The organism is Variovorax xiamenensis (genome assembly GCF_050916385.1).
Lineage (GTDB): Bacteria > Pseudomonadota > Gammaproteobacteria > Burkholderiales > Burkholderiaceae_C > Variovorax.
In genome coordinates this window covers 688,456-713,689 of sequence record NZ_CP139038.1, presented here as the reverse complement: position 1 = coordinate 713,689, position 25,234 = coordinate 688,456, and the positions used below count along the sequence as shown (strand labels likewise).

Below are 25,234 nucleotides of genomic sequence, written 5' to 3'. Positions count from 1 at the left end.
CCGGAAATTTGCATTGCGTGCTCAGGCCGGCACGCCGACGGTGAGGGTCTTGACTTCGGTGTAGTGCAGCAGGCCTTCGGCGCCCATCTCCTGGCCGATGCCGCTTTCCTTCCAGCCGCCGAAGGGCATCTCGGGCTGCGAGACGCCGAAGTGGTTGATGCCGACCATGCCGGCCTCCAGCGCCTCGCCGAGGCGGTGCGCGGTCTGCAGGTCGCGCGTGAAGGCGTAGGCGCCGAGTCCGTAGGGCAAGGCGTTGGCGCCCGCGATGGCTTCGTCGAGCGTGTCGTAGGGCTGCAGCACCGCGATGGGGCCGAAGGGCTCCTGGCGCATCACGCGGCTGTCTGGCGGCGCGTTGGCGATCACGGTGGGCTCGAAGAAGTAGCCGGGCCACTTCGCACGCTGGCCGCCGCACAGCAGCTGCGCGCCGCGCTCGACGGCGTCGTCGACGAAGCGCTGCATGTCCTCGATGCGCCGCGAGTGAGCGAGCGGGCCCATCTGCGTGGCAGCATCGGTGCCCGGGCCCATGCGCAATGCGCGCGCGGCCTGCACGAAGGCTTCGCTCCATTCGCCGAAGCGGCTGCGCGGTATGTAGAAGCGGATCGGCGAAGCGCACACCTGCCCCGCGTTGCGGAACTTGGCGGCGATGGAGCTCTTGAGCGCGAAGGAAAAGTCGGCGTCCTCGCAGACGATCACCGGCGCGTGGCCGCCGAGCTCGCCGGTGAAGCGCTTGACGTGGCGCGCCGCCTGTTCGCCCAGCAGCTTGCCCACCGCCACCGAGCCGGTGAACGACACCTTGGCGATCGCCGGATGGTCGATGAGGAACGAAGACACCTCGGCCGGCTCGCCGCAAACCATGTTGAGCGCCTCGGGCGGCACGCCCGCATCGAGGAAGGCGCGCACCAGCAGCATGCAGGTGCCCGGCGTTTCCTCCGCGGGCTTGATGACCACGCTGCAGCCCGCGGCGAGCGCGCTCGCCAGCTTGCGCGCCGGCAGGTTGGCCGGAAAGTTCCACGGCGTGAAGGCCGCCACCGGCCCCACCGGCCGGCGCACCACGGCCTGCGAAAGAATGCCCTCGACGCGCGGCGGCACCAGCCGGCCGTAGAGGCGCTTGGCCTCCTCCGCCTGGAAGTCGACGATGTCGGCCGACAGCGTGACCTCGCGCACCGACTCGGTCAGCGGCTTGCCCTGTTCGAGCGTGAGCACCTGCGCGATGGTCTTCGCCTGCTCGCGGATCTTCTGCGCTGCAGTGCGCAGGATGTTGCAGCGCTCGAGCGCGCTCTTCGCGCGCCATTGAATGAAGCCGCGCCGCGCGGCTTCGGCAGCCTCGGCCAGCTCCTCGCGGCCTGCGAGCGGCAGGTGCGCGATCGTTTCTTCGGTGGCGGGGTCGATCACGGCGCGGCGGCCGCCTTGGGTCTGCGTGCGCCACCGGCCGGCGATGTGCAGTGCGAGTTCGGGGTAGTCCATGCCTGCACGATAGGTAGCGACCCGCATGCGGCGTTATCGAAAACTGGCAAACCTCGCGCGGCCCTGTTCGCGATGCGCGAAGGCCTTCCTATACTGTTCCTCGCTCCGATCCATCGACGACACGCACACCCACCACACACTCGCACCGTGCCCCGTTCACGCACTCCCTCACGGCCAAGCTCCAAAACCTCCACGCGCGCGCGCAGCAACGCGAGCGTCGATGCATTCGACCTCGAGACCTTCCTGCCCTTCCAGCTTTCGGTGGTCGCCAATCGTGTGAGCCAGACGGTGGGCCAGTCGATCGCCAGCCGCTTCTCGCTGCAGATTCCGGAGTGGCGCATCGTCGTGGTGCTGGGCAAGTACGGTGCGCTCTCGGCGCTGGAGATCGCACAGAAGACGAGCATGGACAAGGCCCGCGTGAGCCGCGCGCAGCACCGGCTGGTGGACCTGGGTCTGGCCAACATGCATCCATCGGCCGAGGACCGCCGCAAGGTCATCGTGTCGCTGGAAGAAGAAGGCCTCGCGCTGTATCGCGACATGGTGCCGCTCGCGCACGACACCGCGCAGCGCCTCTTCGCGCAACTCACGCCCGAGGAGCAGCAGGTGCTGCAGACCATCGTGCAGAAGCTCTTCGACAGCACCACCGGCTTCGAGCCCAGCGGCGAGCTCGAATAGCCTGCGCACAGGCACTCGCCCCTTGCGCTTAGGGGTTTGTCCTGTCACTTTGAAATCGTTGTCAACGAAACAATCTGGTCTGGAGATTGCTTGAGGGAGGGCCACGCACACCCTTGCCGATGACCCGCCGGACCGCCATGAACTGCCAGACCGCCTCCTCCCAACATCATCAGCCCGCCGTAGAGCGCTGGACCCTCAACACGCACGACATCGACGCCTATGCCAGCGGACAGAACGGCTGGCACCTGGAGTGCGACATGCTCTCCGGCGGCAGCTTCGCGGGCTTTCTCGATCACGTGCAGCTGCCCGGCCTGCGGCTGGTGCGCGAGACCACCAACCGCGCGCTGCGCCAGCATGGCGAGATGAATCCCGACTGCTGCGGCTTCGCGCTCACATGCCGTCAGGACGGCGAGGCCCGCTTCTCGGGCCAGCGGCTGGACACGGAATCGGTGATGGTCGGCCGCTGCGACGAGCTCGACCTGTGCAGCCCCGCGGGCTTCGAGCTGACGGGCATCGTGGTCGACAACGGGCTGCTGCAGTCGCTGGCCGAGCGCCTGAATGATCGCGCGCCGCCTGCATGGCTCGAACGCCGCGTGGTGCTGCACTTCGACGACGCGACGATGCAGTCGCTGCGCGGCACGTTGCGGGGCACCTTCACCGCGCTCGACGACATGCCCGCCCTGCTCGACGACCCCGTCGCCACGATGCAGCTGCGCGACGACGTGCTGCTGGCCTGGCTCAGCGCGCTGCCCGAGGACATCGACCTGCGCGAGTTGCGCTCCACCGAGGCGCATCGCCGCGTGGTGCGCCGCGCCTGCGAGCTGATGATGTCGCGGCCCGACGAGCCGATGTCGATGCTGGAGGTGTGCAGCCGCATCGGCGCGAGCCAGCGCAAGCTCAACTACTGCTTCCAGGAAACGCTGGGCCTGAGCCCGGCGCGCTACCTGCGGGCGCTGCGCCTCAATGGCGTGCGCCGCGCGCTCAAGCGGCCCGAATCGCGCGCGGTGCAGGACATCGCCGCGCACTGGGGCTTCTGGCACCTGAGCCAGTTCGCCACCGACTACCGCCGCCAGTTCGGCGAACTGCCCTCGCAGACGCTGCGCAACGCGGCGGTCACGCACCACTGAGGCAGCCACCGCGCGCGGCGGGCGCGCGAAGTTTGCCGTTTTTCGATACTGGCTTGGCGAGGCGGTCGCTATCGTTGACCGCCATATGTCCGCCTCCCTTTCGACCGCGCCGACTACGCTGAGCGCCCGCGCGCTCGCCACCGCCCTGCAGCGCCGCGAGCTCTCATGCCGCGAACTGATGCAGGCCTGCCTCGCGCAGATCGAGCGCTTCAACCCGGCCGTCAACGCACTGGTCTCGCTGCAGCCCACGGCACAGCTGCTGCAGCAGGCCGACGCCTGCGATGCGCGCCTCGCTCGCGGAGAAGCGGTGGGAAGGCTGCACGGCTTTCCGATGGCACCCAAGGACTTCGTCGCCACCGCCGGCATGCCCACCACCATGGGCAGCCCGGTGTTCGCGAAGCAGGTCACGGCGCACGACGCGATCATGGTCGAGCGCCTGCGCAGTGCGGGCGCCATCTTCGTCGGCCGCAGCAACACGCCGGAATTCGGCCTCGGCTCGCACACCTACAACACGGTGTTCGGCACCACGCGCAACGCATGGAGCACGGACCACGCGGCCGGCGGCAGCAGCGGCGGCGCCGCGGTGGCGCTCGCGCTGCACATGCTGCCGGTGGCCGACGGCAGCGACATGATGGGATCGCTGCGCAACCCCGCCGCATGGAACAACGTCTACGGCCTGCGCCCTTCGCTGGGCCGCGTGCCGACCGGGCCGGGGCCCGAACTCTTCTTCCAGCAGCTCGGCTGCGAAGGGCCGATGGGCCGCACGCCGGAGGACGTGGCATGGCTGCTGTCGGTGCAGGCCGGCCACGACGAGCGCTCGCCGCTGAGCCTCGCGGGCGACGGCGAAGTCTTCGCGCAGCCGCTCGACGCCGAGCTGCGCGGCCGGCGCATCGCGTGGCTGGGTGACCTCGGCGGCCATCTGCCGATGGAGCGGGGCGTGATGGCGCTGTGCGAATCGGCGCTGCGGCACTTCGACACGCTGGGCTGCAGCGTCGACGCCACTATTCCCGATTTCGACTTCGACGCGCTGTGGACCGCATGGCTGCGCCTGCGCGGCTTCATCGTCGCGGGCGCGCTGCGCGGCCTGCATGCCGACCCCATCACGCGCGCGCAACTCAAGCCCGAGGCCTGCTGGGAAGTGGAACAGGGCGAGCGCCTGAGCGCGGCGATGCTGCATGAGGCCGCAGTCACGCGCACGCAGTGGCATGGCGCGCTGCTGAAGCTCTTCGAGCGCTTCGACTTCCTGGTGCTGCCGGCCGCGCAGGTGTTTCCGCTTTCCGCCGACGAGCACTGGCCGCGCGAAGTAGGTGGCCGCGCGATGGACACCTACCACCGCTGGATGGAAGTGACCATCGGCCCCTCGCTCGCCGGCCTGCCCGCGATGGCGATACCGGCCGGCTTCTCGCAGGAGGCCGGCACTCGCGGCCTGCCGATGGGGCTGCAGCTCATCGGCAGGCCCGGCGCCGACCTGGAGGTGCTGCGCATGGCGCACGGCTGGCACAAGGCCACGCCCTTCGCGGATGTGCGCCCGCCGCCGCTGCAGAACGCGCACTGAATTCCGGACCCCGACAACAAACGACACGAGGAGACAACCCATGCGCAGACGTTCACTGATCGGCGCCGGCCTTGCCGCCGGCCTCTCCACCTTGACCGGGCTCGCCGCAGCCCAGGGCCCGGCGGGCAAGACCCTGAGCCTGATCGTTCCCTACCCCGCCGGCGGCGGCTCCGACATCAACGCGCGACTGGCCGCGCCCGAGTTCTCGCGGCTGCTGGGGCAGACCGCCATCGTCGACAACGTGCCCGGCGCCAGCGGATCGCTGGGCGTGATGAAGGCAGCCAACGCGCCCGCCGACGGCTCGGTGCTGCTGCTGGGCTCGCCGATGGAGCTGATGCTCACGCCGCTCACGCTGGCCAGTGCGCGCTACAAGGCGGAGGACTTCCGCCCCATCGGCGTGATGGCCGTCACCTCGATGGTGCTGCTGGCACGCAAGGACCTGGGCGTGGGCAGCGTCGACGAGCTGGTCGCGATGCTGCGCCGCCCCGATGCGAAGGAGCTGAGCTACGGCAGCATCGGCCCGGGCTCGCTCTACCACCTGCTGGGCGAGCGCTTCACGCAGCAGACGGGAACGAAGATGCTGCACGTGCCCTACAAGGGCATGGCGCCGGTGGTCAACGACCTGCTGGGCGGACAGATCGACCTGGTGTTCATGCCGCTGGCCGGCAACGTGCCCGACCTGCTGGACGCCGGCAAGGTCAAGGCACTGGGCCTCGCGGCCACCGTGCCGCACGAGCGCTTCGCCGCCATTCCGCTGATGCGCAACAGCAAGGGGCTGGAGGACTTCGTCTACAGCCTGTGGTCGGGCGTGCAGGTGTCGCAGCGCGTGCCCGAGGAAACGCAGCAGCGGCTGCACGCGGCCTTCAACCAGATGATGCAGAAGCCGGAGATCCGCCGCGGCATCGAGCTCGGTGGCAGCAAGGTGCCGCCCGAGCAGCCGCTGGCCGAGCTGCGCCGCGCCTACCAGGCCGACGTGGAGCGCTATCGGGCGATCGCGAAGTCGGTGAACCTGCGGCCCGAGTGAGGCGCGCGGACTGCTGCCTGCCTTTTGCCAGTTTTCGATAACGCATGGCGCCGGTGCGGAGAGACGATGCCACCCTGCCCTGCTGTCCATCCTCCACACGCCAAGGAGAACACCACCATGACCGCCGACTCTTTCCGCGAAGCCTCCGGCGCGCTCACGCGCCGCCAACTCGTCATCGGCGGCGGCGCGGCCGCGCTGGCCGGCGTGCCCGTGCTGGCCAATGCGCAATCGAAGACGATCAAGATCGGCTACCTCACCACGCTGTCGGGCGTGCGCGCCAATTTCGGCGAGGCCGATCCGTGGAGCCTGGAGCGCGTGCGCGCCGCGCTGAAGGACGGGCTCACCATCGGCGGCACCAACTACAAGGTCGAGATCGTGGTGCGCGACACCCAGTCGGACGCCAACCGCGGCGCCACCATGTCGAGCGAGCTGCTGCTGCGCGAGAAGGTCGACCTGCTGCTGGTGCAGGACAGCGACGCCGCGCTGGCCGCCGGCCAGCTCTGCGACGTCAACGGCGTGCCGATGGTCTCCACCATGGGCCCGTGGCAGGCCATCACCTTCGGGCGCGGCTCCACGCCGCAGAAGGGCTTTCCGTTCTCGTTCCACTTCTTCTGGGGCGCCGACGACGTGCTGAAGAACTTCTTCGGCATGTGGGAGCCGCTGAAGGTGGAACGCACGCTGGGCACGCTCTACATCGACAACGGCCCGGGCCACGCCTTCGCCGATCCGGCCAACGGCATCCCCAACGGCGCGAAGCAGCGCGGCTACAAGGAGACCAACGGCGGCTTCTTCAAGATCGCGACCGACGACTTCAGCAACCAGGTCTCCAGCTTCAAGGCGGCGCGCGCGAACATCGTCTCGGGCTTCGCCTACGCGAACCACTTCGCCACTTTCTGGAAGCAGGCGCAGCAGGCGGGCTACCGGCCCGAGGTGGTGACGATGGCGGCGGCCTTCCTGTTCCCGAGCGCGGTCGAATCGCTGGGCGCGGCGGGCAACGGCATGTCGACCGAGATCTGGTGGACGCCGAGCTTCCCGTTCAAGTCGTCGCTGACTGGCCAGAGCGCCAAGGCGCTGGCGGCCGACTGGGAAAGCAGCACCGGCAAGCAGTGGACGCAGCCCATCGGCTACGGCCACGCGCTCTTCGAAGTGGGCATTGCGGCGCTGAAGAACGCGAGCAATCCGAAGGACAAGAAGGCGGTGCGCGACGCGCTGGCCAACCTGCAGCTGGACTCGATCGTCGGGCGCATCGACTTCAAGGGCAGCCCGATCAAGAGCGTGGCCGTCACGCCGATGGTGGCGGGCCAGTGGCGCAAGACGAAGGCCGGCGCCAAGTTTCCGTACGAGCTGGTCATCACGCACAACAGCACGGCGACGCAGATTCCGGTGGAAGACGAGCTGAAGCTGCTGTCGCAGCTCAAGTCCGCCTGAGCCTCCACAACACACTCGCATGACCAGCTGCCTCGTCATCGAAGGCCTGTGCAAGCGCTACGGTGAGATCGTCGTGGCCGACGGGGTCTCGCTCTCGCTCGCGCGCGGCGAGTGCCTTGGCGTGGTCGGGCCCAATGGCGCGGGCAAGAGTTCGCTCTTCAACCTGATCACCGGCGTGGCCGTGCCCGATGCCGGCAGCATCAAGCTCGAGGGCCGCGAACTGGTGGGCCTGCGCGCCGACGTGCGCGCGCGGCTGGGCGTGGCACGCGCCTTCCAGATCCCGCAGCCCTTCGCGCACCTGAGCGCCTACGAGAACGCACTGGCAGCCGCCAGCTTCGCCGCGCGGCTGCCGCGCGCGCAGGCCGAGCGCGAGGCCCGGGCGGTGCTGGAACGCACCGGGCTGGCCGATCGCGCCGACACGCCCGCCGGCCGCCTGCCGCTGCTGGACCGCAAGCGGCTGGAGCTGGCCAAGGGCCTCGCGGCGCGGCCGCACCTGCTGCTGCTCGACGAGATCGCCGGCGGCCTGACCGAAGCCGAGGTGCAGGTGCTGGTGGCGCTCGTGCTGGAGCTCAAGAAGGACGTGGCGATGATCTGGATCGAGCACATCGCGCAGGCGCTGATGGCGGTGGCCGACCGCATCATGGTGCTGAACTTCGGCCGCAAGCTGCTGGAGGATGCGCCCGCCGCCGCGATGGACAGCCGCGAGGTGCGCGAGATCTACATGGGCGTGGGAGAAGAAGAAGCCACGGAACGCGCGGAGGCCGGGCATGCCGCTGCTTGAGGTGCGCGAGCTGTGCAGCCACTACGGCGACCTGCAGGCGCTGTTCGACCTGTCGCTCGACGTGGGCGAAGGCGAGGCCACCGCGCTGATCGGTGCCAACGGGGCGGGCAAGTCGACGCTGATCCGCGCCATCGCGGGCCTGGGCCGTCGCAGCCGCGGCGCCATCCGCTTCGACGGGCAGGCCATCGAGGCCGAGCCGGCCGAGCGCATCGCGCACCGCGGCATCGCGCTGGTGCCCGAGGGGCGCATGCTGTTTCCCTCGCTCACCGTGGAGGAGAACCTGCGCATGGGTGCGCTGAGCCAGAGGCCCGGCCACTGGTCGCTGGCGACGGTTTATGCGCTCTTCCCGATCCTGCGCGAGTTCCGCCATCGGCCGGCCACGCAGCTCTCAGGCGGCCAGCAGCAGATGGTGAGCATCGGCCGCGCGCTCATGGCCAATCCGCGCCTCATGCTGTGCGACGAGATCTCGCTGGGCCTCGCGCCGGTGGTGATCGAGCAGATCTACCGCGCGTTCGTCGACATCCGCGCGCAGGGCACGGCGCTGCTGATCGTGGAGCAGGACGTGACTCGCGCCTGCCGCATCGCGCAGCGCGTGTACTGCCTGCTCAAGGGGCGCGTGACGCTGGCGGGGCGCGCGAGCGACTTCAGCGCGCAGCAGATCGCCAACGCGTACTTCGGACACTGAAGAAGAAAGAGCGGTCGTGGCCTGGATCGAAACCATCATCAACGGCGTGCTGCTCGGCGGCCTCTATGCGCTCTTCGGCCTCGGGCTGGCGCTGGTCTTCGGCGTGATGCGCATGGTCAACCTCGCGCATGGCGAGTTCGTGGTGCTCGCGGCCTACTTCGCTGTGTTCCTGGCCGCGCAGTTTCCGGGCGTGTCGCCGCTGCTCTTCATCGTGCCGGTGGGGCTGGCGGCCTTCGGCACCGGCTACCTGCTGCAGCGGCTGCTGCTGAACCGCGCCGTCGCCACCGACGATCCGCTCACGCCGGTGCTGGTGACCTTCGGCATCGCGGTGGTGCTGCGCAACCTGATGGCAGAGCTCTTCGGCGCCGATCCGCGCGCGCTCGACGGCGGCGCGCTGGCCACGGCCGGCTTCGAGATCGGCGGGCTGCGCATCGGCTGGTATCCGGTGCTGGTGCTGGTGCTCGCGGTGCTGGCCTTCGGCGCGCTGCAGTGGCTGCTGCAGCGCTCGCGCTTCGGCCTGATCGTGCGCGCCACCTCCGACCACCGCGAGATCGTACGCACGATGGGCGTGCGGCCGGCCCACGTGTACGGCGTGGTGATGGGGCTGTCGCTGGCCTTCGCGTCGGTGGCCGGGCTGCTGCTCGCGCTGCGCACCTCGTTCACGCCGTTCTCGGGCGTGGAGCGGCTGCTGGGTGCCTTCGAGGTGGTCATCATCGGCGGCATGGGCTCCTTCCGGGGCGCACTCGTGGGCGGCATCGCGCTGGGCGTGGCGCAGCTCGCGGGGCAGCGGCTCGACTCCAATGCAGGCGCGCTGTATGCGCACCTGCTGTTCTTCGTGGTGCTGATGGTGCGTCCCAACGGCCTCGCGGGCCCACGCTCCTGATCGGCGAACTCCATGCGTGACCGTTCTTCTCCCGTTCCCTGGATCTGCTTCGCCACCGCCGCGGCGGCCATCGCCTTCGCGCCCACGGTGGCCGACGGCGGCACGCTGCGCCTGTTGAGCGAAGTGCTCGTCACGCTGGCCATGGCACAGATGTGGAACCTGCTGGCCGGCTACACGGGGCTGGTGTCGATGGGCCACCAGGCCTTCGTGGGCATCGGAGCCTATCTCCTGTTCATCGCCTCCGACCGGCTCGGCATCTCGCCCTACTGGATGGTGCCGGTGGCCGGCGCGGGCGCTGCGCTGCTGGCTGCAGTGGTCGCGCCGCTGATGTTCCGGCTGCGCGATGCCTACTTCTCGATCGGCATGTGGGTGCTGGCCGAGATCGTGCGGCTGCTGGTGGCGAAGTTTCCGCTCTTCGGCGGCGAGTCGGGCGTGCCGCTGCAGGCGGTGCGGCTGGTGGAGGCCGAGAGCTTCCAGCAGAACGCGTTCTGGATCTCTGGCGCCATCGGCCTCGCCGCCGTGGCCGGGGTCTACCTGCTGATGCGCTCGCCCTTCGGCCTCGGGCTGATGGCGGTGCGCGACAACGAGCTGGCGGCCACCAGCATCGGCGTGAACGTGTGGCGCAACCGCTTCATCGCCTTCGTGCTCTCGGGGCTGGGCTTCGGGCTGGCGGGCGCGGCACACTTCATGGGCACGATGTTCGTCTCGCCCGACTCGGCCTTCGACATCAACTGGGTTGTGACGGCGATGTTCATCGTCATCATCGGCGGCATCGGCACCATCGAGGGGCCGCTGATCGGCGCGGTCATCTACTTCGGGCTGCGCGAGCTGTTCAACACCTGGTTCGCGATGTCGGGCGGCTGGTACCTGATCGCCATGGGCTGCATCGCGGTGACGGTGATGCTGCTGGCGCCGCGCGGCCTGTGGGGCCTGGCGCGCGAACGCTGGGGCTGGCGCGGGCTGAGCGTGCAGCGCCATCCGCCGTCGCGCGAGCACACTTCGCCTTCTTCTGCTTCCGATCTTTCTTCTTCCCTCACTTCCGAATCCACGCGAGGACGCACCGCATGAAGACCGCCACCACCGCCTTCTTTCACGACGAACGCACCTTCTGGCACGTGCCGGGCGGCCTGCATGCGCTGTTCCTGCCCGTGGGCGGCTGGGTGCAGCCCATGGCCGGCAGCGGCATGGCGGAGTCGCCCGACTCCAAGCGCCGCATCAAGTCGCTGATGGACGTGTCCGGCCTGAGCGCCCGGCTCGACCTGCTGGGCGCGCCGATGGCCACCGAGGAAGACCTGCGGCGCGTGCACCCCGCGAGCTACCTGGAGAAGTTCAAGGCCGCCAGCGACGCCGGCGGCGGCGACCTGGGCGAGGTCGCGCCCTTCGGGCCGGGCAGCTACGAGATCGCGAAGCTGTCCACCGGCCTGGCCATCGCCGCGATGGACAGCGTGCTGCAGGGCCGCCACCGCAACGCCTTCGCGCTGACGCGCCCGCCTGGCCACCATTGCCTGCGCGAGCACAGCATGGGCTTCTGCCTGTTCAACAACATCGCGGTGGCCATCGAGACCATGAAGGCGCGCCACAAGCTCGGTCGCGTGGCGGTGATCGACTGGGACGTGCACCACGGCAACGGCACGCAGGCAATCTTCTACGACCGCCCCGACGTGCTGACGCTGTCGCTGCACCAGGAGAACTGCTTTCCGCCCGGCTACAGCGGCGCGGAAGACCGAGGCGAGGGCGAGGGGCTGGGTTTCAACGTCAACATTCCGCTGCAGCCCGGCGGCGGCCACAACGCCTACATGTACGCCTTCGAGCGCATGGTGGCGCCGGTGATCGACCGCTTCAGGCCCGAGCTGATCGTGGTGGCGAGCGGGCTGGACGCCAACGGCGTGGATCCTCTGGCGCGGATGCAGCTGCATCCCGAATCGTTCCGCCAGATGATGCGGCAGGTCAACGCGCTGGCGGCCCGCCATTGCGACGGGCGGGTGGTGGTGGTGCACGAGGGCGGCTATTCGGAAGCCTGCGTGCCCTTCTGCGGGCTGGCTGTGGTGGAGGAGCTGTCGGGGCATCGCACGGAGGTGGAAGATCCGTTCAGCGAGTTCTTCGGCCTGCAGCAGCCTTCGGCGCGCTTCGATGCGTTCCAGCGGGGGCTCATCGACGAGATGGCGGCGCTGCACGGTATCTGAATGCAGCGGCGCGGCGGGCGCGCGAATCGCGGTCTAATCGCAGTCATGTGCCAATTGCTAGGGATGAACTGCAACACGCCGACCGACGTGACCTTCAGCTTCACGGGGTTCGCGCAACGCGGCGGCCGCACCGACCACCACGCCGACGGCTGGGGCATCGCGTTCTTCGAGGATCGCGGGCTGCGGCACTTCGTCGACCACCAGCCGGCGAGCGAATCGCCGGTGGCGGACCTGATCCGGCGCTACCCGATCCAGAGCCGCAACGTCATCGCGCACATCCGCAAGGCGACGCAGGGCGAGGTCAACCTGCAGAACTGCCATCCGTTCGTGCGCGAGCTTTGGGGGCGCTACTGGGTGTTCGCCCACAACGGCGACCTGAAGGAATTCCGCCCGCGCCTGCACGGCAACTTCCATCCGGTGGGCAACACCGACAGCGAGCACGCCTTCTGCTGGATCATGCAGGAGCTGGCCAAGTCGCACGCGGGCGTGCCGAGCATCGAGGAGCTGACGCTCACGCTGCGCGAACTGGCGCCGCAGCTCGCGGGCCATGGCACCTTCAACTTCATGCTGTCCAACGGGCAGGCGCTGTGGGCGCATGCCTCGACCAATCTCTGGTACGTGGAGCGCCGCCACCCCTTCGTGACGGCGCAGTTGTCGGACGAAGACCTGGAAATCGACTTCGCGCAGCACACCACGCCCAACGACCGCGTCGCCGTGGTCGTGACCGCGCCGCTGACCACCAACGAAACGTGGACCCAGTTCGCTCCGGGCGAGCTGCAGGTGTTCGTGGACGGGCAGCGCGTCGCCCGCTGAAGCCGGTGTCAGTCTTTAGACTGACACTTTTTCGCAACATTGCAAGAAAGTATCGGCGGACAGGCTCATACAAGTAAACAATAACGGTTCTCATTTGCATATTTGGACCGTTCATGCCCGCTTCCCTCTTCCATCTCCGGCCGACCGTGGTCGCAACGCTGCTCGCGCTGAATGCCGCCGCAGCCCTGGCCCAGACCACCGCAGCGGAGCCGGCGGCCCCGGTGGTGTCGAGCGGCGGCACGCTGTCCACCGTGACCGTCGAGGCCAGCGCCGACGCATCGGCCGAGGGCCTGACCAAGCCCTATGCCGGAGGACAGGTCTCGCGCGGCGGGCGGGTCGGCATCCTGGGCAACCAGGACATGATGAGCACGCCGTTCTCCAGCACCAACTACACCAACGAGCTGATCCAGGACCAGCAGGCCAAGAGCGTGGCCGACGTGCTGCTGAACGACCCGTCGGTACGCCAGGCCCGGGGCTTCGGCAACTTCCAGGAGCTCTACGTGGTGCGCGGCTTCCCCGTGTACTCCGACGACGTGTCGTACAACGGCCTCTACGGCATGCTGCCGCGCCAGTACATCGCCTCGGAATTCTTCGAGCGCGTGGAAGTGTTCCGCGGCGCCAACACCTTCCTCAACGGTGCCGCCCCCGGCGGCAGCGGCATCGGCGGCGCGATCAACCTGCTGCCCAAGCGCGCGCCCAACGAGCCACTCACCCGCGTCGGCTTCGGCGTGCAGACCGGCGGCCAGGGCTACGTCAACCTCGACTTGGCACGCCGCTTCGGCCCCGACGACAGCCTGGGCGTTCGCGTGAACGCGGTGCGCCGCGAGGGCGGCACGGGCGTGAAGAACGAGAACCAGCAGCTCAGCGCCTTCGGCATCGGACTCGACTGGCACAACCGCAACGTGCGCCTGTCGGCCGACTTCGGCTACCAGGACTACGACCTGAAGGACGGCCGCCCGAGCCTGACGCCTTCGTCGACGCTGCCGATCCCGCGCGCGCCCGACGCCCGCACCAATTTCGCCCAGCCCTGGACCTACTCGAAGGAAAAGGACAAGTTCGCCACCTTCCGCGGCGAAGTCGACATCACCGACAACATCACGGCCTGGGCTGCCGGCGGCGTGCGCCGCAGCAGCGAGGACAACGTGCTGTCGAACCCGACGCTCACCGACGCCTTCGGCAACACCAGCAACACGCGCTTCAGCAACACCCGCAAGGACCGCATCGGCACCGCCGAGATCGGCGTGCGCGGCAACTTCGCCACCGGCCCGGTGAAGCACACGGTGGTGGTCTCGGCGGCCAAGTACAGCAACGACCGCGACAACGCCTACGCCATCTCGGCGCAGAGCGTGCGCAACAACATCTACACGCCGTACGCGTCGCCCTACCCGGTCGCCAACGGCGCATTCGTGGGCAACACGCTGGACAACCCGCGCCTGACCGACAGGATCGACACCTCGAGCGTGGCCATCGCCGACACCATGTCGTTCATGGACGACCGCCTGCTCGTCACGCTCGGCGCGCGCCGCCAGACCATCGAGCAGACCAGCTACGCCTACAACACGCTCAAGGAAACGAGCACCTACGACAAGAGCAAGACCACGCCGGTCGCAGGCGTCGTGTTCAAGATCACGCCGACCGTCTCGGCCTACGCCAACTACATCGAAGGCCTGGTCAAGGGCAATGTCGCGGGCACCACGGTGAACAACCGCCCGGTGACCAATGCCGGCGAAATCTTCGCGCCCTACCAGGCCAAGCAGAAGGAAATCGGCGTCAAGTACGACGGCGGCACGCTCGGTGCCAGCGCGGCGTTCTTCACCACCGACCAGCCCACCTACTACTACTCGGGCCAGACCTACGGCCTCTACGGCAAGCAGCGCAACCAGGGCCTGGAGTTCTCGGTCTTCGGCCAGCCCACCAAGGGCCTGCGCCTGCTCGGCGGCCTGACGCTGCTCGACGCCAAGCAGAAGAACACGCAAGGCGGCGCCACCGACGGCCTGACCGCCATCGGCGTGGCCAAGCAGCAGGCCAACATCGGCGCCGAATGGGACGTGCCCGGCATGCGCAACCTGTCGCTGAACGCCCGCGTGCTCTACACCTCAAAGCAGTACGCCAACGCCACCAACACGCAGTCGGTGCCGTCGTGGACGCGCGTCGACGTGGGCGCGCGCTACCTGGTCGACCTCGGCAACGGCCGCCTGCTCACGTTGCGCGCGCGCATCGACAACCTCTTCAACAAGTCGTACTGGGCTTCGGTGGGCGGCACGCAGGGCAGCAACTACCTGGTGCTGGGTGCGCCGCGCACCTTCGCGGTGAGCGGCACGATCGACTTCTGATCGAACGCTGAGGTAGCGTCAGCGGCCCTGCTGGCGCAGGGTCGCTTCCAGCGCGTCGATGAACATCGCCGGCACGTCGAAGCCGGTCTGCTCGGTGATTTCCTGGAAGCAGGTCGGGCTGGTCACGTTGATCTCGGTGACCGAGTCGCCGATCACGTCGAGCCCGATCAGCAGCAGCCCGCGCGGCGCCAGCGCGCGGCCCACGGTCTCGGCGATCTCGCGGTTGCGCGGCGTGAGCGGCTGCGCCACGCCCTTGCCGCCCGCGGCCAGGTTGCCGCGCACCTCGGTGCCCTGCGGAATGCGAGCCAGCACGAAAGGCGCCGGCTCGCCGGCGATGATGAGGATGCGCTTGTCGCCCTGCGAGATCTCGGGCACGAAGCGCTGCACCATGATCGTTTCGGCACCGTCCTTGTTGAGCGTCTCGACGATGGAGCCGAGGTTCAGCGCGTCCTGCTTCACGCGGAAGATGCCCATGCCACCCATGCCGTCGAGCGGCTTCAGGATGATGTCGCCGTGCTCCGCGTGGAAGTCGCGCACGGCCTGCGCGCTGCGCGTCACCAGCGTGGGGGTGACGAACTGCGGAAACTCCATGATCGCCAGCTTCTCGGGATGGTCGCGCAGCGCGCGCGGCTTGTTCACCACGTGCGCGCCTTCCCGCTCGGCCTGCTCCAGCAGGTGCGTGGCGTAGATGTACTCGGCGTCGAAGGGCGGGTCCTTGCGCATGAGCACGGCATCGAAATCCTTCAGCGCCTTGGCCTCGGTGATGTCGATGCGATACCAGTCCCTGGCGTCGCCGGTCAGCGTGATCTGCTGCACCGTGGCCGTGACCATGCCGCCCGATTTCCACTGGATGTCCTGCGGCAGGCAGGCAGCGATGCGGTAGCCGCGGCGCTGCGCCTCGCGCATCATCGAGAAGGTCGTGTCCTTGTAGATCTTGAAGTGATCGAGCGGATCGGCAACGAAGAGCAGGTTTTTCATCAGGCGTTCTTTCTTGCTGCTGTGCCGGCGGCGGCTGTCGTTGCCGCTGCCGGGGTAACGGGCGCGATGTTGCCGGAAGCGGCGATGTCCTTGCCGGCGGGGGCCTTTTCTTTTCCTTCCCCGCCGCCCCTCCGCTAGATCTCGATCTTCGACCCCAGCTCCACCACCGCGTTGTTGGGCAGCCCCAGGAAGGCCGCCGCCCCGCTCGCGTTGTGGTGCATCTGCGCGAACAGCTTCTCGCGCCATGGCGCCATTCCGCTGCCCAGCGTCGGAATGACGACGTCGCGCGACAGGAAGTAGCTGGTCGTCATCTGCTCCAGCTGGCAGCCGCGCATGCGGGCGTTCTCGAGCGCGCGCGGCAGGTCGATGTCGTTCTTGAAGCCGTAGTGCACGATGATCTGCCAGCAGTGGTGGCCCAGCGCCTCGATCTCGATGCGCTTGTCCATCGGGATCCACGGCACCTCGTGATTGCGCACGGTGACGAACATGTTCTGCTCGTGCAGCACCTTGTTGTGCTTGAGGTTGTGCAGCAGCGCATTCGGCACCACGCCCGGCTCGGCCGTGAGGAATACGGCCGTGCCGTCGACGCGCGCGGGCGGGCTCACGAACACGGAGTCGAGGAAGGATTTCAGGTCGATGGCATCGGCGTGCTGCGCCTCGCCCATCAGGCGACGGCCTTCCTTCCACGTGATCATCAGCGTGAAGACGAAGCCGCCGATCAGCAGCGGGAACCAGCCACCCTCGAAGAGCTTGAGCAGGTTCGACGCGAAGAACAGGAAGTCGACCACGAAGAAGACCGCGGTCGAGGCGATGCAGAGCGCCAGTGGCAGCTTCCACGCATAGCGGATCACGAAGAAGGTCAGCACCGTGGTGATCAGCATGTCGGTGGTCACGGCGATGCCGTAGGCCGCGGCCAGGCTGCTCGACGAGCGGAACATGACCACCGCCAGCACGATGGCCACGAAAAGGCCCCAGTTGACCAGCGGAATGTAGATCTGGCCCGCCGTGCGCACGCTGGTGTGCTCGATGTTCAGGCGCGGCAGGTAGCCCAGCTGGATGACCTGGCGCGTGACGCTGAAGGCGCCGGTGATGAGGGCCTGCGACGCGATCACGGTAGCGGCGGTAGCCAGCAGCACCAGCGGAATGAGCGCCCACTCGGGCGCCATCATGAAGAACGGGTTCTTCACCGCCTCGGGGTTCTCCAGCAGCAGCGCGCCCTGGCCGAAGTAGTTGAGCGTCAGCGCCGGCATCACTACCGAGAACCAGGCGATGCGGATCGGGCTCTTGCCGAAGTGGCCGAGGTCGGCGTACAGCGCCTCGGCGCCGGTCACGCACAGCACGGTGGCGCCCAGCAGGATGAAGCTGGTGCCCGGGTTGTCCCACATGAACTTCAGCGCGTAGAACGGATTCAGCGCCTTCAGGATCTCGGGGTGGTGCAGGATCTGCGACACGCCGAGCACCGCGATGGCGATGAACCACGTCAGCGTGACCGGCCCGAAGAACTTGCCGATGCCCGCGGTGCCACGCTTCTGCACCACGAACAGGCAGAACAGCACGACCAGCGTGAGCGGAATGACGTAGTGCGTGAAGTGCGGCGACACCACCTCCAGGCCCTCGACCGCCGAGAGCACCGAGATGGCCGGGGTGATGACCCCGTCGCCGTAGAAGAGCGATGTGCCGAAGATGCCGACCACCAGCAGCAGGTGGCGCAGCCTGGGCTTGTCGGCCACCGCGCGGGATGCCAGCGCCAGCATGGCGACCAGGCCGCCTTCGCCTTCGTTGTCGGCGCGCAGCACGAGCACGACGTACTTGATGGACACGATGACGGTGAGCGTCCAGAAGAACATCGAGAGGATGCCGTAGACGTTCTCGACGGTGAAAGGCACGTGGCCGTGGCCGAACACTTCCTTGACGGCGTACAGCACGCTGGTGCCGATGTCGCCATAGACGACGCCGATGGCGCCGACGATCAGGCCGGCTGAGAGATTTTTGGGGGCTGACACGAGGTCGATGGGAAAAGGACAGGCTGCTGGAATCGACGCGTCAGTCAGGCACGCCGGGGTGCGAAAGGTGAACTTTAGTCCACCTTCTTCGCCCTCCCGCCCTTTTGTTTCCGTTGCTGTGGGGCCGCTATTTTGCCGTTGCCCGCCGCCTAGGCAAGCCGCCCCCGGCAATCATTCGTAGATTTCGGCGTCCGGATCGGTCGCTTCCATCTCGTAGCTGGCGGCCACCATGGCCAGTCGGCCGACCACCCCATACATGTAGAAGCGGTTGGGTGCACTGGCGCCAGGCTTGGCTCCCGGCTGTGGCAAGTGCGCACTTTCAGAGAAAGCAAGCGGCACGAAGCTGGCGCCCGGCAGCTTCAGGTTCTCGTCGGCGGCGCGCTCGGAATGCACGCGGTAGAAGCCGCCGACCACGTAGCGGTCCATCATGTAGACCACCGGCTCGGCCACGCCGTTGTGCACGCGCTCGTTGGTGAGCACGCCTTCCTGCACGATCAGCTCCGTGGGCTCGCGCAGGTCGCGGCCGGCGCCCGTCCTGGCGGCAGGGGCAATGCTGGCGGCGCCGGTACGCGGCTTGCCGATCAGCGCCTCGACGTCCTTGGCGTCACGAACCGTCACCACGCCCGGACTGCCGCTTCCGCTGTGGCCGCCCTTGACGACCACGAAGGGCTTCTCGTTGATGCCGTATTCCTTGTACTTGCGGCGCACCTTGGTCAGCACCGCATCCACATGGCTCGTGAGCACGTCGATGCCGCGCCCCTCGGCCACGTCGACGCCTTCGGCGCGGGCGTAGATCGGATTGATGAGCCACGGGTCGATGCCCAGCAGCTTGCCGAAGCGCTTGGACAGCTCTTCATAGCTGTGCAGGTGGTTGCTCTTTCGCCGCACCGACCAGCCCGCGTGCAGCGGCGGCAGCAGGTACTGCTCGTGCAGATCCTCGAGGATGCCGGGCGTTCCTGCAGAAAGCTCGTTGTTGAGCAGAATTGTGCAGGGATCGAAGTTCTTCAGCCCCAGACGACGCTTGCTGCGCACCACCGGCTCGAGCGTCACGGTCTCGCCGTTCGGCAGTTCGATCTTCTTGGGCGACTTGATGGCCGGATCGATCGACCCGATGCGCACATTGAGCCCCGCCATGTGGAAGATGCGCACGAGTTGCGCGACGTTGGCGAGATAAAAGGTATTTTTGGAGTGATTTTCCGGAATGACGAGCAGGTTGCGCGCCTCCGGACAGATCTTCTCGATGGCGGCCTGAGCGGCCTGCACTGCCAGCGGCAGCATTTCCTTGGTGAGGTTGTTCCAACCGCCCGGAAACAGGTTGGTGTCGACCGGAGCCAGCTTGAAGCCGGCGTTGCGGATGTCCACGGCGCTGTAGAAGGGCGGCGTGTGCTCCATCCATTCGAGCCGGAACCAGCGCTCGATGGCGGGCATCGAGTCGAGCACCCGCTGCTCCAGTTCGTTGATCGGGCCGGTCAGGGCGGTGACTAGATGCGGAACCATGCAGCGGCCTTGTTGGTTTTGTGCTTAAAGGTGGAGTGGAATTGTAGGATTTGGGGCTGGTCGCCCCAATGACAAGACCACGCGCGGGCGCATCGGACCGGATCAGGTCCGGACTTCGCCCTGCCCCAGCACCACGTACTTGAGCGAGGTCAGTCCTTCGATGCCCACCGGGCCGCGCGCATGGAACTTGTCGGTGCTGATGCCGATTTCGGCACCCAGCCCGAATTCGAAACCGTCCGCGAAGCGTGTGCTCGCATTGACCATCACGCTGGCCGAATCCACCTCGCGCAGGAAGCGCTGTGCATGCACGTGGTCGCGCGTGACGATGGCGTCGGTGTGGTGGCTCGAATAGCGGTTGATGTGGGCGATGGCCTCGTCCACGCCGGCCACCACCTTGATGCTGATGACCGCGGCGAGGTATTCCTCGTACCAGTCGGACTCGACCGCGTCGGTGATCTTCGCCGCCGGGTTGGCGGCGCCCAGCGCCTCGCTCTCGCGCAGGATGGCCGCGGCCGCCGGGTCGCAGCGCATTTCCACGCCCTTGGCGGCGAAGATGGCGGCAATTTCGGGCAGGAAATCCTCGGCCACCGCGGCCGACACCAGCAGGCCTTCGGCGGCGTTGCAGGGGCTGTACTTCTGGGTCTTGGCGTTGTCGACGATGCGCAGCGCCATCTCGAACTCGGCCGTGTCGTCCACGTAGACATGGCAGTTGCCGTCCAGGTGCTTGATGACCGGCACCTTGGCATCGCGGCTGATGCGCTCGATCAGGCCCTTGCCGCCGCGCGGAATGATCACGTCGACGAATTCGGGCATGGCGATCAGCTGGCCGACGGCCTCGCGGTCGGTGGTCTGCACCAGCTGCACCGCCTCGACCGGCAGGCCGGCCTCGCCGAGCGCCTCGGACACCAGCAACGCCAGCGCCTTGTTCGACTCGATGGCTTCCGAGCCCCCGCGCAGGATGGCCGCGTTGCCGCTCTTGATGGCCAGGCTCGCGGCCTCGATGGTCACGTTGGGCCGGCTCTCGTAGATCATGCCGAAGACACCGATCGGCACGCGCATCTGCCCCACGCGGATGCCGCTGGGCTGCTGCTTCATGCCGATGATCTCGCCGATGACGTCGGCCATGCCGGCGAGCTGCTCGCAGCCTTGGGCAACGGTCTCGATGACCTTGGGCGTGAGCTTCAGGCGATCGACCATCGGGGCCGGCAGGCCGGCGGCGGTGGCGCGCTCCAGGTCCTTCTGGTTGGCAACGGCCAGTGCCGGGCCGGCTTCGCGCAGGCGGCGGGCCAGCGCTTTCAGTGCCTTGTTCTTGCTGGCCGCATCGGCGCGGGCCATGAGGAATGCGGCGGTCTTGGCTTGCAGACCCAGGGTCTGCATGTGTTCGCTTACGTTGAACGCGTTCATCGGGCTATTTTCCCACGCCGGCCCGCGGCCCGGCTGGCGCAGGCCTTTTGGCGGCTGGAGCCGCCAGCCGGACCGATGGGCTCAGGCGCGCCGCGGGGCGCCGCCTGCGCTGCTGCAAGCCCGGCACAGCATCAGCGCCAGCCGCTGCAGGGCCTGCCAGCCGCTGGCGGGCCAGTCGGGCTGCTTCAACCCCTTCACGATGCCATCCACCACGTGCGCGGCGCGCAGCAGCCGGGTCAGCATGCGGTCGTCCAGGCGTGGCAGCACGCGCTCGAAGGCACGCTCGCGCGGGCCCCAGATGCGGTTCTCGCGCAGCGCCATCGGCAGCGGGCGTCCGGAAGCCATGGCGTCCTTCACGCGCTTGAGGGCGCGGATGTCTTCGGCAATGGCGTAATGCACCAGCACCTCGGCCTCGCCCTCGGCCTGCAGGCCGTCGAGCATGCGCGCCACCCGCTGCGGATTTCCCGCAAGCACGGCCTCGGAGAGCTTGAACACGTCGTAGCGCGCCACGTTGTTGACCGCGCCCTCCACCTGCTCCCAGCTCAGCTCGCCGGCCGGATGCAGCAGCGCGAGCTTCTGGATCTCCTGGTGCGCAGCGAGCAGGTTGCCCTCCACGCGGTCGGCGAAGAACTGCAGCGTGCGCTGGCCCTCGTCGCCGGGCATCACGCGCTGGCCCTGCTGGCCCAGACGCTGTGCGATCCATTGCGGCAGCACGCTGCGATCGATGGGGTCGACCTGGATGCTCGCGCCGTTGTTCTCCAGCGCCGAGAACCAGGCGCCGGTGCGCGTGGCCTTGTCCAGCCTGGGCAGCATCACCAGCGTGAGCGTGCTGTCGTTGCCGGGCGCCGACTCGGCCAGCTGCTGCAGGGCCGCGCTGCCGTCCTTGCCGGGCTTGCCCGAGGGAATGCGGATCTCGACGATCTGCTTGTCGGCGAAGAGAGAAAGCGAGCCGCCGGCCGCGAGCACCGCGCTCCAGTCGAAATGCGCGCCGGCCACGGTGTACGAGCTGCGCTCGGTGTAGCCCTGCGCGCGCGCGGCGGCGCGGATGGCGTCGGCCGCCTCCTGCGCGAGCAGCGGCTCGTCGCCGTGGATCGTGTAGAGCGGCTTCAGGCCCTTCTGCAGATGGGCCCCGAGCTGGGCGCTGGCAAGTTGCATGGAAGAGAAGAAGGAGCCGGCCTCAGATTTCCTTGAGCGCCGCCAGCCGGCGCATCAGCTGCTGCGCGATGTCCGACTGCATATCGCGGAACAGCAGGTCGGCTTCGCCTTCCTTGGCCAGCGCGTTGGTCTCGTTGAAGCTCAGGTCGCGCGTCTGCGAGACGTCGGTGGGCGGCAGCAGATCCTTGCCGCCTGGCGTGCGCAGCTTGAAACGCACACGCAGCTGAAGCTGCAACTCGCGGACCAGTCCGGCCGAGTTGGTCGAGATCACGATGCGGTTGCGGTCCTCGCTCAGGATCTCGAGCACGACATCGGCCTTGGACGCATCCTCGGCCGACATCACCGTCACAGTGCCCGCCGCCCGCAACTCGCGCCGGATCTGGTTGATCATGGCCGAGTTGCCCGACACCGACAGCGACTTGAACGCGAAGACGGGCGCCTTGCGCAGCTCGAAGCCGCAGCCGGCCAGGCCCAGCGAGGCGCTGGCCGCCGTCAGCCCGAGAAGGAAGCCGCGGCGCGGCAGCGAGACATTGCGAGTGTTCATGCTTGCTTGGTTGATTGAGTCGTTCGTTCGGCGGTTCGGTTCAGATGACCACGTTGACCAGGCGGCCCGGCACCACGATCACCCGCTTGGCGGACGCGCCCTCGGCGAAGGCCACGAAGTCGTCGCAGGCCAGCGCGAGCTTCTCGATCTCGTCCTTCGACGCGCCGGCCGGCACGCTGAGCTTGCCGCGCAGCTTGCCGTTGACCTGCAGCATGAGTTCGATCTCGTCCTGCACCAGCGCGCCCACGTCGACCGTGGGCCAGGGCGCGTCGAGCAGGCCGCCCATGTCCTTGTCGTAGCCGAGTTGATTCCACAGCTGCTGCGCGATGTGCGGCGTGGCCGGGTAGAGGCAGCGCAGCAGGATGCCGAAGCCTTCGCGCACCGCCGCCGCGTCGCCCGCGCTGCCGTCGGGCTTGAACCCTTCCAGCGCGTTGAGCAGCTTCATCGCGCCCGACACCACCGTGTTGTATTGCATGCGCTGGTAGTCGTAGTCGACCTGGCGCAGCACGGTGTGCACCTCGCGGCGCAGCGCCTGGGCGTTCTTGCCGAAGGACTGGCCGGCGAGGGCCACCGGGGCCACGTCGGCCTGCGACACGCCGAAGTTCCACACCCGGCGCAGGAAGCGGTAGCTGCCCTCGACGGCCGCATCGTTCCACTCGAGCGTGGCCTCGGGCGGCGCGGTGAACATGGTGTACAGGCGCGCGGTGTCGGCGCCGTATTTCTCGATCAGGTCCTGTGGGTCGACGCCGTTGCGTTCGCTCTTGCCCATCTTGCCGACGCCGCCGTATTCGACCTTCGTGCCGTCGGCGGCGGTGCCGCCGACGATGCGTCCCTGGGCGTCGAGCACCGGCGTGACTTCGGAGGGCGGGAAGTAGTCCTTGCCGCCCTTCTCGTTGCGCGAATAGAAGATGTGGTTGAGCACCATGCCCTGCGTCAGCAGCTTGCTGAACGGCTCGTCGGCCTTCACCAGGCCGAGGTCGCGCATCACCTTGGTCCAGAAGCGCGCGTACAGCAGGTGAAGAATGGCGTGCTCGATGCCGCCGATGTACTGGTCCATCGGCATCCAGTAGTCGGCGCCGCCGGCCACCATCGCCTCGTCGTTCTTCGGGTCGCAATAGCGCATGAAGTACCACGACGAGTCGACGAAGGTGTCCATCGTGTCGGTCTCGCGCCGCGCGGGCTTGCCGCACACGGGGCAGACCACGCCGGCATGGAAGCCTTCGTGCTTGTGCAGCGGGTTGCCCGAGCCGTCCGGCACGCAGTCGGTGGGCAGCACCACGGGCAGGTCCTTCTCGGGCACCGGCACCGCGCCGTGCTCCTCGCAATGGATGATCGGAATCGGCGTGCCCCAGTAGCGCTGGCGGCTCACGCCCCAGTCGCGCAGGCGCCAGGTGGTCTGCAGCTCGCCCAGGCCCTTCTGGCCCAGCGCATGCGCCACGGCGGCCACGGCCTCCTTGTAGGTCATGCCGCTGAAGTTGTCGGAATTGATGGTCACGCCGCGCTGCTTGTCGCCGTACCAGTCCTGCCACTTGTGATAGTCGAAGTGCGGCTCGTCGTCGACCAGCACCACCTGGATGATCTCGATGCCGTACTTGTTGGCGAAGGCGAAGTCGCGCTCGTCGTGCGCGGGCACGCCCATCACGGCGCCGTCGCCGTAGCCGATCAGCACGTAGTTGCCGACCCACACCGGCACCTGCTCCTCGGTGATCGGGTGCGTCACCGTCAGGCCGGTGGGCACGCCCTTCTTCTCCTGCGTGGCGAGCTCGGCCTCGGTGGTGCCGCCGCTCTTGCACTCCTCGATGAAGGCCGCGACCTTGGGGTCGAGCGTGGCGGCGTGCGCGGCCAGCGGATGCTCTGGTGCCACGGCGCAGAAGGTCACGCCCATGATGGTGTCGGCACGCGTGGTGAACACGTACATGCGGCCGTCCTGGATGAGCTTGCCGTCGGCGCCCTTGATGTCGTGCGTGAAGGCGAAGCGCACGCCCTCGCTCTTGCCGATCCAGTTTTCCTGCATCAGCTTGACGCGCTCGGGCCAGCCCGGCAGCTTGTGCTGGGTGTGCTCCAGCAGTTCCTCGGCGTAGTCGCTGATCTTCAGGTAGTAGCCCGGGATCTCGCGGCGCTCGACCGTAGCGCCGGTGCGCCAGCCCTTGCCGTCGATCACCTGCTCGTTGGCCAGCACGGTCTGGTCGACCGGGTCCCAGTTCACGACCTGGGTCTTGCGGTAGGCAATGCCCTTCTCGAGCATCTTCAGGAACAGCCACTGGTTCCACTTGTAGTAGCTGGGGTCGCAGGTGGCGATCTCGCGGCTCCAGTCGATGGCCAGGCCCATGGCCTGGAGCTGGCCCTTCATGTAGGCGATGTTCTCGTAGGTCCACTTGGCCGGCGGCACGCCGTTCTTCAGCGCCGCGTTCTCGGCCGGCAGGCCGAAGGCGTCCCAGCCCATGGGCATCAGCACGTTGTAGCCGCTCATGCGCAGGTAGCGCGTGAGCATGTCGTTGATCGTGTAGTTGCGCACGTGGCCCATGTGCAGCTTGCCGCTGGGGTACGGCAGCATCGAGCAGGCGTAGTACTTCTTGCGGCTCGCGTCCTCGGTGACGCGGTAGGCATCGGCGGCGCTCCATTGCGCCTGGGCAGCGGACTCGACGTCGCTGGGTTTGTAGCTGGGATTCATGGCGGTTCGGCAAGAGCCCGGCTCGGAGCGG

Annotated in this window: 20 protein-coding genes; 12 read left to right on the top strand and 8 right to left on the bottom strand. The window is 68.0% G+C overall.

Annotated elements, in window-relative coordinates; genetic code table 11:
- Nucleotides 1-21: 21 nt before the first annotated feature.
- Complete coding sequence (locus tag SFB74_RS03090; RefSeq protein WP_432729195.1) at nucleotides 22-1,464, bottom strand: NAD-dependent succinate-semialdehyde dehydrogenase; 1,443 nt, start codon at nucleotides 1,462-1,464, stop codon at nucleotides 22-24.
- Nucleotides 1,465-1,611: 147 nt separating this feature from the next.
- Between SFB74_RS03090 and SFB74_RS03085 the strand changes: the two genes are divergently transcribed.
- From SFB74_RS03085 to SFB74_RS03030, 12 genes are all read left to right on the top strand, one after another.
- A complete protein-coding gene (locus tag SFB74_RS03085) occupies nucleotides 1,612-2,139 on the top strand; it encodes a MarR family winged helix-turn-helix transcriptional regulator (RefSeq protein ID WP_432729194.1) in 528 nt (175 codons plus the stop codon).
- A 119-nt stretch (nucleotides 2,140-2,258) separates the two neighbouring features.
- A complete protein-coding gene (locus tag SFB74_RS03080; protein WP_432729193.1) occupies nucleotides 2,259-3,266 on the top strand; it encodes a helix-turn-helix domain-containing protein in 1,008 nt (335 codons plus the stop codon).
- Between the two features lie 85 nt (nucleotides 3,267-3,351).
- Nucleotides 3,352-4,821 carry an amidase gene (locus SFB74_RS03075; protein WP_432729192.1) on the top strand — a complete coding sequence of 490 codons (1,470 nt, stop codon included), beginning with the start codon at nucleotides 3,352-3,354 and terminating at the stop codon, nucleotides 4,819-4,821.
- A 40-nt stretch (nucleotides 4,822-4,861) separates the two neighbouring features.
- A complete protein-coding gene (locus SFB74_RS03070; RefSeq protein ID WP_432729191.1) occupies nucleotides 4,862-5,845 on the top strand; it encodes a Bug family tripartite tricarboxylate transporter substrate binding protein in 984 nt (327 codons plus the stop codon).
- Nucleotides 5,846-5,962: 117 nt separating this feature from the next.
- On the top strand, nucleotides 5,963-7,273 hold the full coding sequence (locus tag SFB74_RS03065) for an ABC transporter substrate-binding protein (protein WP_432729190.1): 1,311 nt from the start codon (nucleotides 5,963-5,965) through the stop codon (nucleotides 7,271-7,273).
- A gap of 19 nt (nucleotides 7,274-7,292) precedes the next feature.
- A complete protein-coding gene (locus SFB74_RS03060) occupies nucleotides 7,293-8,054 on the top strand; it encodes an ABC transporter ATP-binding protein (RefSeq protein WP_432729189.1) in 762 nt (253 codons plus the stop codon).
- Nucleotides 8,041-8,739: an ABC transporter ATP-binding protein gene (locus tag SFB74_RS03055; protein ID WP_125948984.1), complete on the top strand. Its 699-nt coding sequence runs from the start codon at nucleotides 8,041-8,043 to the stop codon at nucleotides 8,737-8,739. The genes SFB74_RS03060 and SFB74_RS03055 overlap by 14 nt, the downstream gene beginning before the upstream one ends.
- A gap of 16 nt (nucleotides 8,740-8,755) precedes the next feature.
- Entirely contained in the window at nucleotides 8,756-9,622 is an 867-nt protein-coding gene (locus tag SFB74_RS03050; RefSeq protein WP_432729188.1) for a branched-chain amino acid ABC transporter permease, read from the top strand.
- Between the two features lie 12 nt (nucleotides 9,623-9,634).
- Nucleotides 9,635-10,690, top strand: a complete 1,056-nt coding sequence (locus SFB74_RS03045; RefSeq protein ID WP_432729187.1) for a branched-chain amino acid ABC transporter permease — start codon at nucleotides 9,635-9,637, stop codon at nucleotides 10,688-10,690.
- Nucleotides 10,687-11,805: a class II histone deacetylase gene (locus tag SFB74_RS03040; protein ID WP_432729186.1), complete on the top strand. Its 1,119-nt coding sequence runs from the start codon at nucleotides 10,687-10,689 to the stop codon at nucleotides 11,803-11,805. Before SFB74_RS03045 ends, SFB74_RS03040 begins: the two co-directional genes overlap by 4 nt.
- A 45-nt stretch (nucleotides 11,806-11,850) precedes the next feature.
- Nucleotides 11,851-12,618 carry a class II glutamine amidotransferase gene (locus tag SFB74_RS03035; RefSeq protein WP_432729185.1) on the top strand — a complete coding sequence of 256 codons (768 nt, stop codon included), beginning with the start codon at nucleotides 11,851-11,853 and terminating at the stop codon, nucleotides 12,616-12,618.
- Nucleotides 12,619-12,731: 113 nt separating this feature from the next.
- Nucleotides 12,732-14,951, top strand: a complete 2,220-nt coding sequence (locus SFB74_RS03030; protein ID WP_432729184.1) for a TonB-dependent receptor — start codon at nucleotides 12,732-12,734, stop codon at nucleotides 14,949-14,951.
- 18 nt (nucleotides 14,952-14,969) lie between these two features.
- On the opposite strand, the gene gshB is transcribed toward SFB74_RS03030, so the two are convergent.
- The 7 genes from gshB to leuS all read right to left on the bottom strand — a co-directional run bounded on the left by gshB (nucleotide 14,970) and on the right by leuS (nucleotide 25,203).
- Nucleotides 14,970-15,929 carry a glutathione synthase gene (gene gshB / locus SFB74_RS03025; protein ID WP_432729183.1) on the bottom strand — a complete coding sequence of 320 codons (960 nt, stop codon included), beginning with the start codon at nucleotides 15,927-15,929 and terminating at the stop codon, nucleotides 14,970-14,972.
- Between the two features lie 134 nt (nucleotides 15,930-16,063).
- Nucleotides 16,064-17,932 carry a potassium transporter Kup gene (locus SFB74_RS03020; protein WP_126022227.1) on the bottom strand — a complete coding sequence of 623 codons (1,869 nt, stop codon included), beginning with the start codon at nucleotides 17,930-17,932 and terminating at the stop codon, nucleotides 16,064-16,066.
- A 171-nt stretch (nucleotides 17,933-18,103) separates the two neighbouring features.
- Nucleotides 18,104-19,429: a glutamate--cysteine ligase gene (gene gshA, locus SFB74_RS03015; RefSeq protein ID WP_093203815.1), complete on the bottom strand. Its 1,326-nt coding sequence runs from the start codon at nucleotides 19,427-19,429 to the stop codon at nucleotides 18,104-18,106.
- Nucleotides 19,430-19,531: 102 nt separating this feature from the next.
- Complete coding sequence (locus SFB74_RS03010; protein ID WP_432729182.1) at nucleotides 19,532-20,833, bottom strand: glutamate-5-semialdehyde dehydrogenase; 1,302 nt, start codon at nucleotides 20,831-20,833, stop codon at nucleotides 19,532-19,534.
- An 81-nt stretch (nucleotides 20,834-20,914) separates the two neighbouring features.
- Nucleotides 20,915-21,988, bottom strand: a complete 1,074-nt coding sequence (holA, locus tag SFB74_RS03005; protein WP_432729181.1) for a DNA polymerase III subunit delta — start codon at nucleotides 21,986-21,988, stop codon at nucleotides 20,915-20,917.
- Nucleotides 21,989-22,010: 22 nt separating this feature from the next.
- Nucleotides 22,011-22,532 (bottom strand): LPS assembly lipoprotein LptE, encoded by a 522-nt coding sequence (lptE, locus tag SFB74_RS03000; protein WP_432729180.1) that lies wholly within the window; start codon nucleotides 22,530-22,532, stop codon nucleotides 22,011-22,013.
- Between the two features lie 40 nt (nucleotides 22,533-22,572).
- The gene (leuS, locus tag SFB74_RS02995; protein WP_432729179.1) at nucleotides 22,573-25,203 is read right to left on the bottom strand and encodes a leucine--tRNA ligase; all 2,631 of its coding nucleotides are present in this window, start codon (nucleotides 25,201-25,203) and stop codon (nucleotides 22,573-22,575) included.
- Between the last annotated feature and the right edge of the window lie 31 nt (nucleotides 25,204-25,234).

Bases quoted from the DNA above. Each gene is read 5' to 3' on its own strand.
- leuS (WP_432729179.1), bottom strand. From the start codon at position 25,203: ATGAATCCCAGCTACAAACCCAGCGACGTCGAGTCCGCTGCCCAGGCG.
- gshA (WP_093203815.1), bottom strand. From the start codon at position 19,429: ATGGTTCCGCATCTAGTCACCGCCCTGACCGGCCCGATCAACGAACTG.
- SFB74_RS03040 (WP_432729186.1), top strand. From the start codon at position 10,687: ATGAAGACCGCCACCACCGCCTTCTTTCACGACGAACGCACCTTCTGG.
- SFB74_RS03060 (WP_432729189.1), top strand. From the start codon at position 7,293: ATGACCAGCTGCCTCGTCATCGAAGGCCTGTGCAAGCGCTACGGTGAG.
- SFB74_RS03070 (WP_432729191.1), top strand. From the start codon at position 4,862: ATGCGCAGACGTTCACTGATCGGCGCCGGCCTTGCCGCCGGCCTCTCC.
- SFB74_RS03065 (WP_432729190.1), top strand. From the start codon at position 5,963: ATGACCGCCGACTCTTTCCGCGAAGCCTCCGGCGCGCTCACGCGCCGC.
- gshB (WP_432729183.1), bottom strand. From the start codon at position 15,929: ATGAAAAACCTGCTCTTCGTTGCCGATCCGCTCGATCACTTCAAGATC.
- SFB74_RS03010 (WP_432729182.1), bottom strand. From the start codon at position 20,833: ATGAACGCGTTCAACGTAAGCGAACACATGCAGACCCTGGGTCTGCAA.
- SFB74_RS03090 (WP_432729195.1), bottom strand. From the start codon at position 1,464: ATGGACTACCCCGAACTCGCACTGCACATCGCCGGCCGGTGGCGCACG.
- holA (WP_432729181.1), bottom strand. From the start codon at position 21,988: ATGCAACTTGCCAGCGCCCAGCTCGGGGCCCATCTGCAGAAGGGCCTG.
- SFB74_RS03055 (WP_125948984.1), top strand. From the start codon at position 8,041: ATGCCGCTGCTTGAGGTGCGCGAGCTGTGCAGCCACTACGGCGACCTG.
- SFB74_RS03045 (WP_432729187.1), top strand. From the start codon at position 9,635: ATGCGTGACCGTTCTTCTCCCGTTCCCTGGATCTGCTTCGCCACCGCC.
- lptE (WP_432729180.1), bottom strand. From the start codon at position 22,532: ATGAACACTCGCAATGTCTCGCTGCCGCGCCGCGGCTTCCTTCTCGGG.
- SFB74_RS03035 (WP_432729185.1), top strand. From the start codon at position 11,851: ATGTGCCAATTGCTAGGGATGAACTGCAACACGCCGACCGACGTGACC.
- SFB74_RS03030 (WP_432729184.1), top strand. From the start codon at position 12,732: ATGCCCGCTTCCCTCTTCCATCTCCGGCCGACCGTGGTCGCAACGCTG.
- SFB74_RS03080 (WP_432729193.1), top strand. From the start codon at position 2,259: ATGACCCGCCGGACCGCCATGAACTGCCAGACCGCCTCCTCCCAACAT.
- SFB74_RS03075 (WP_432729192.1), top strand. From the start codon at position 3,352: ATGTCCGCCTCCCTTTCGACCGCGCCGACTACGCTGAGCGCCCGCGCG.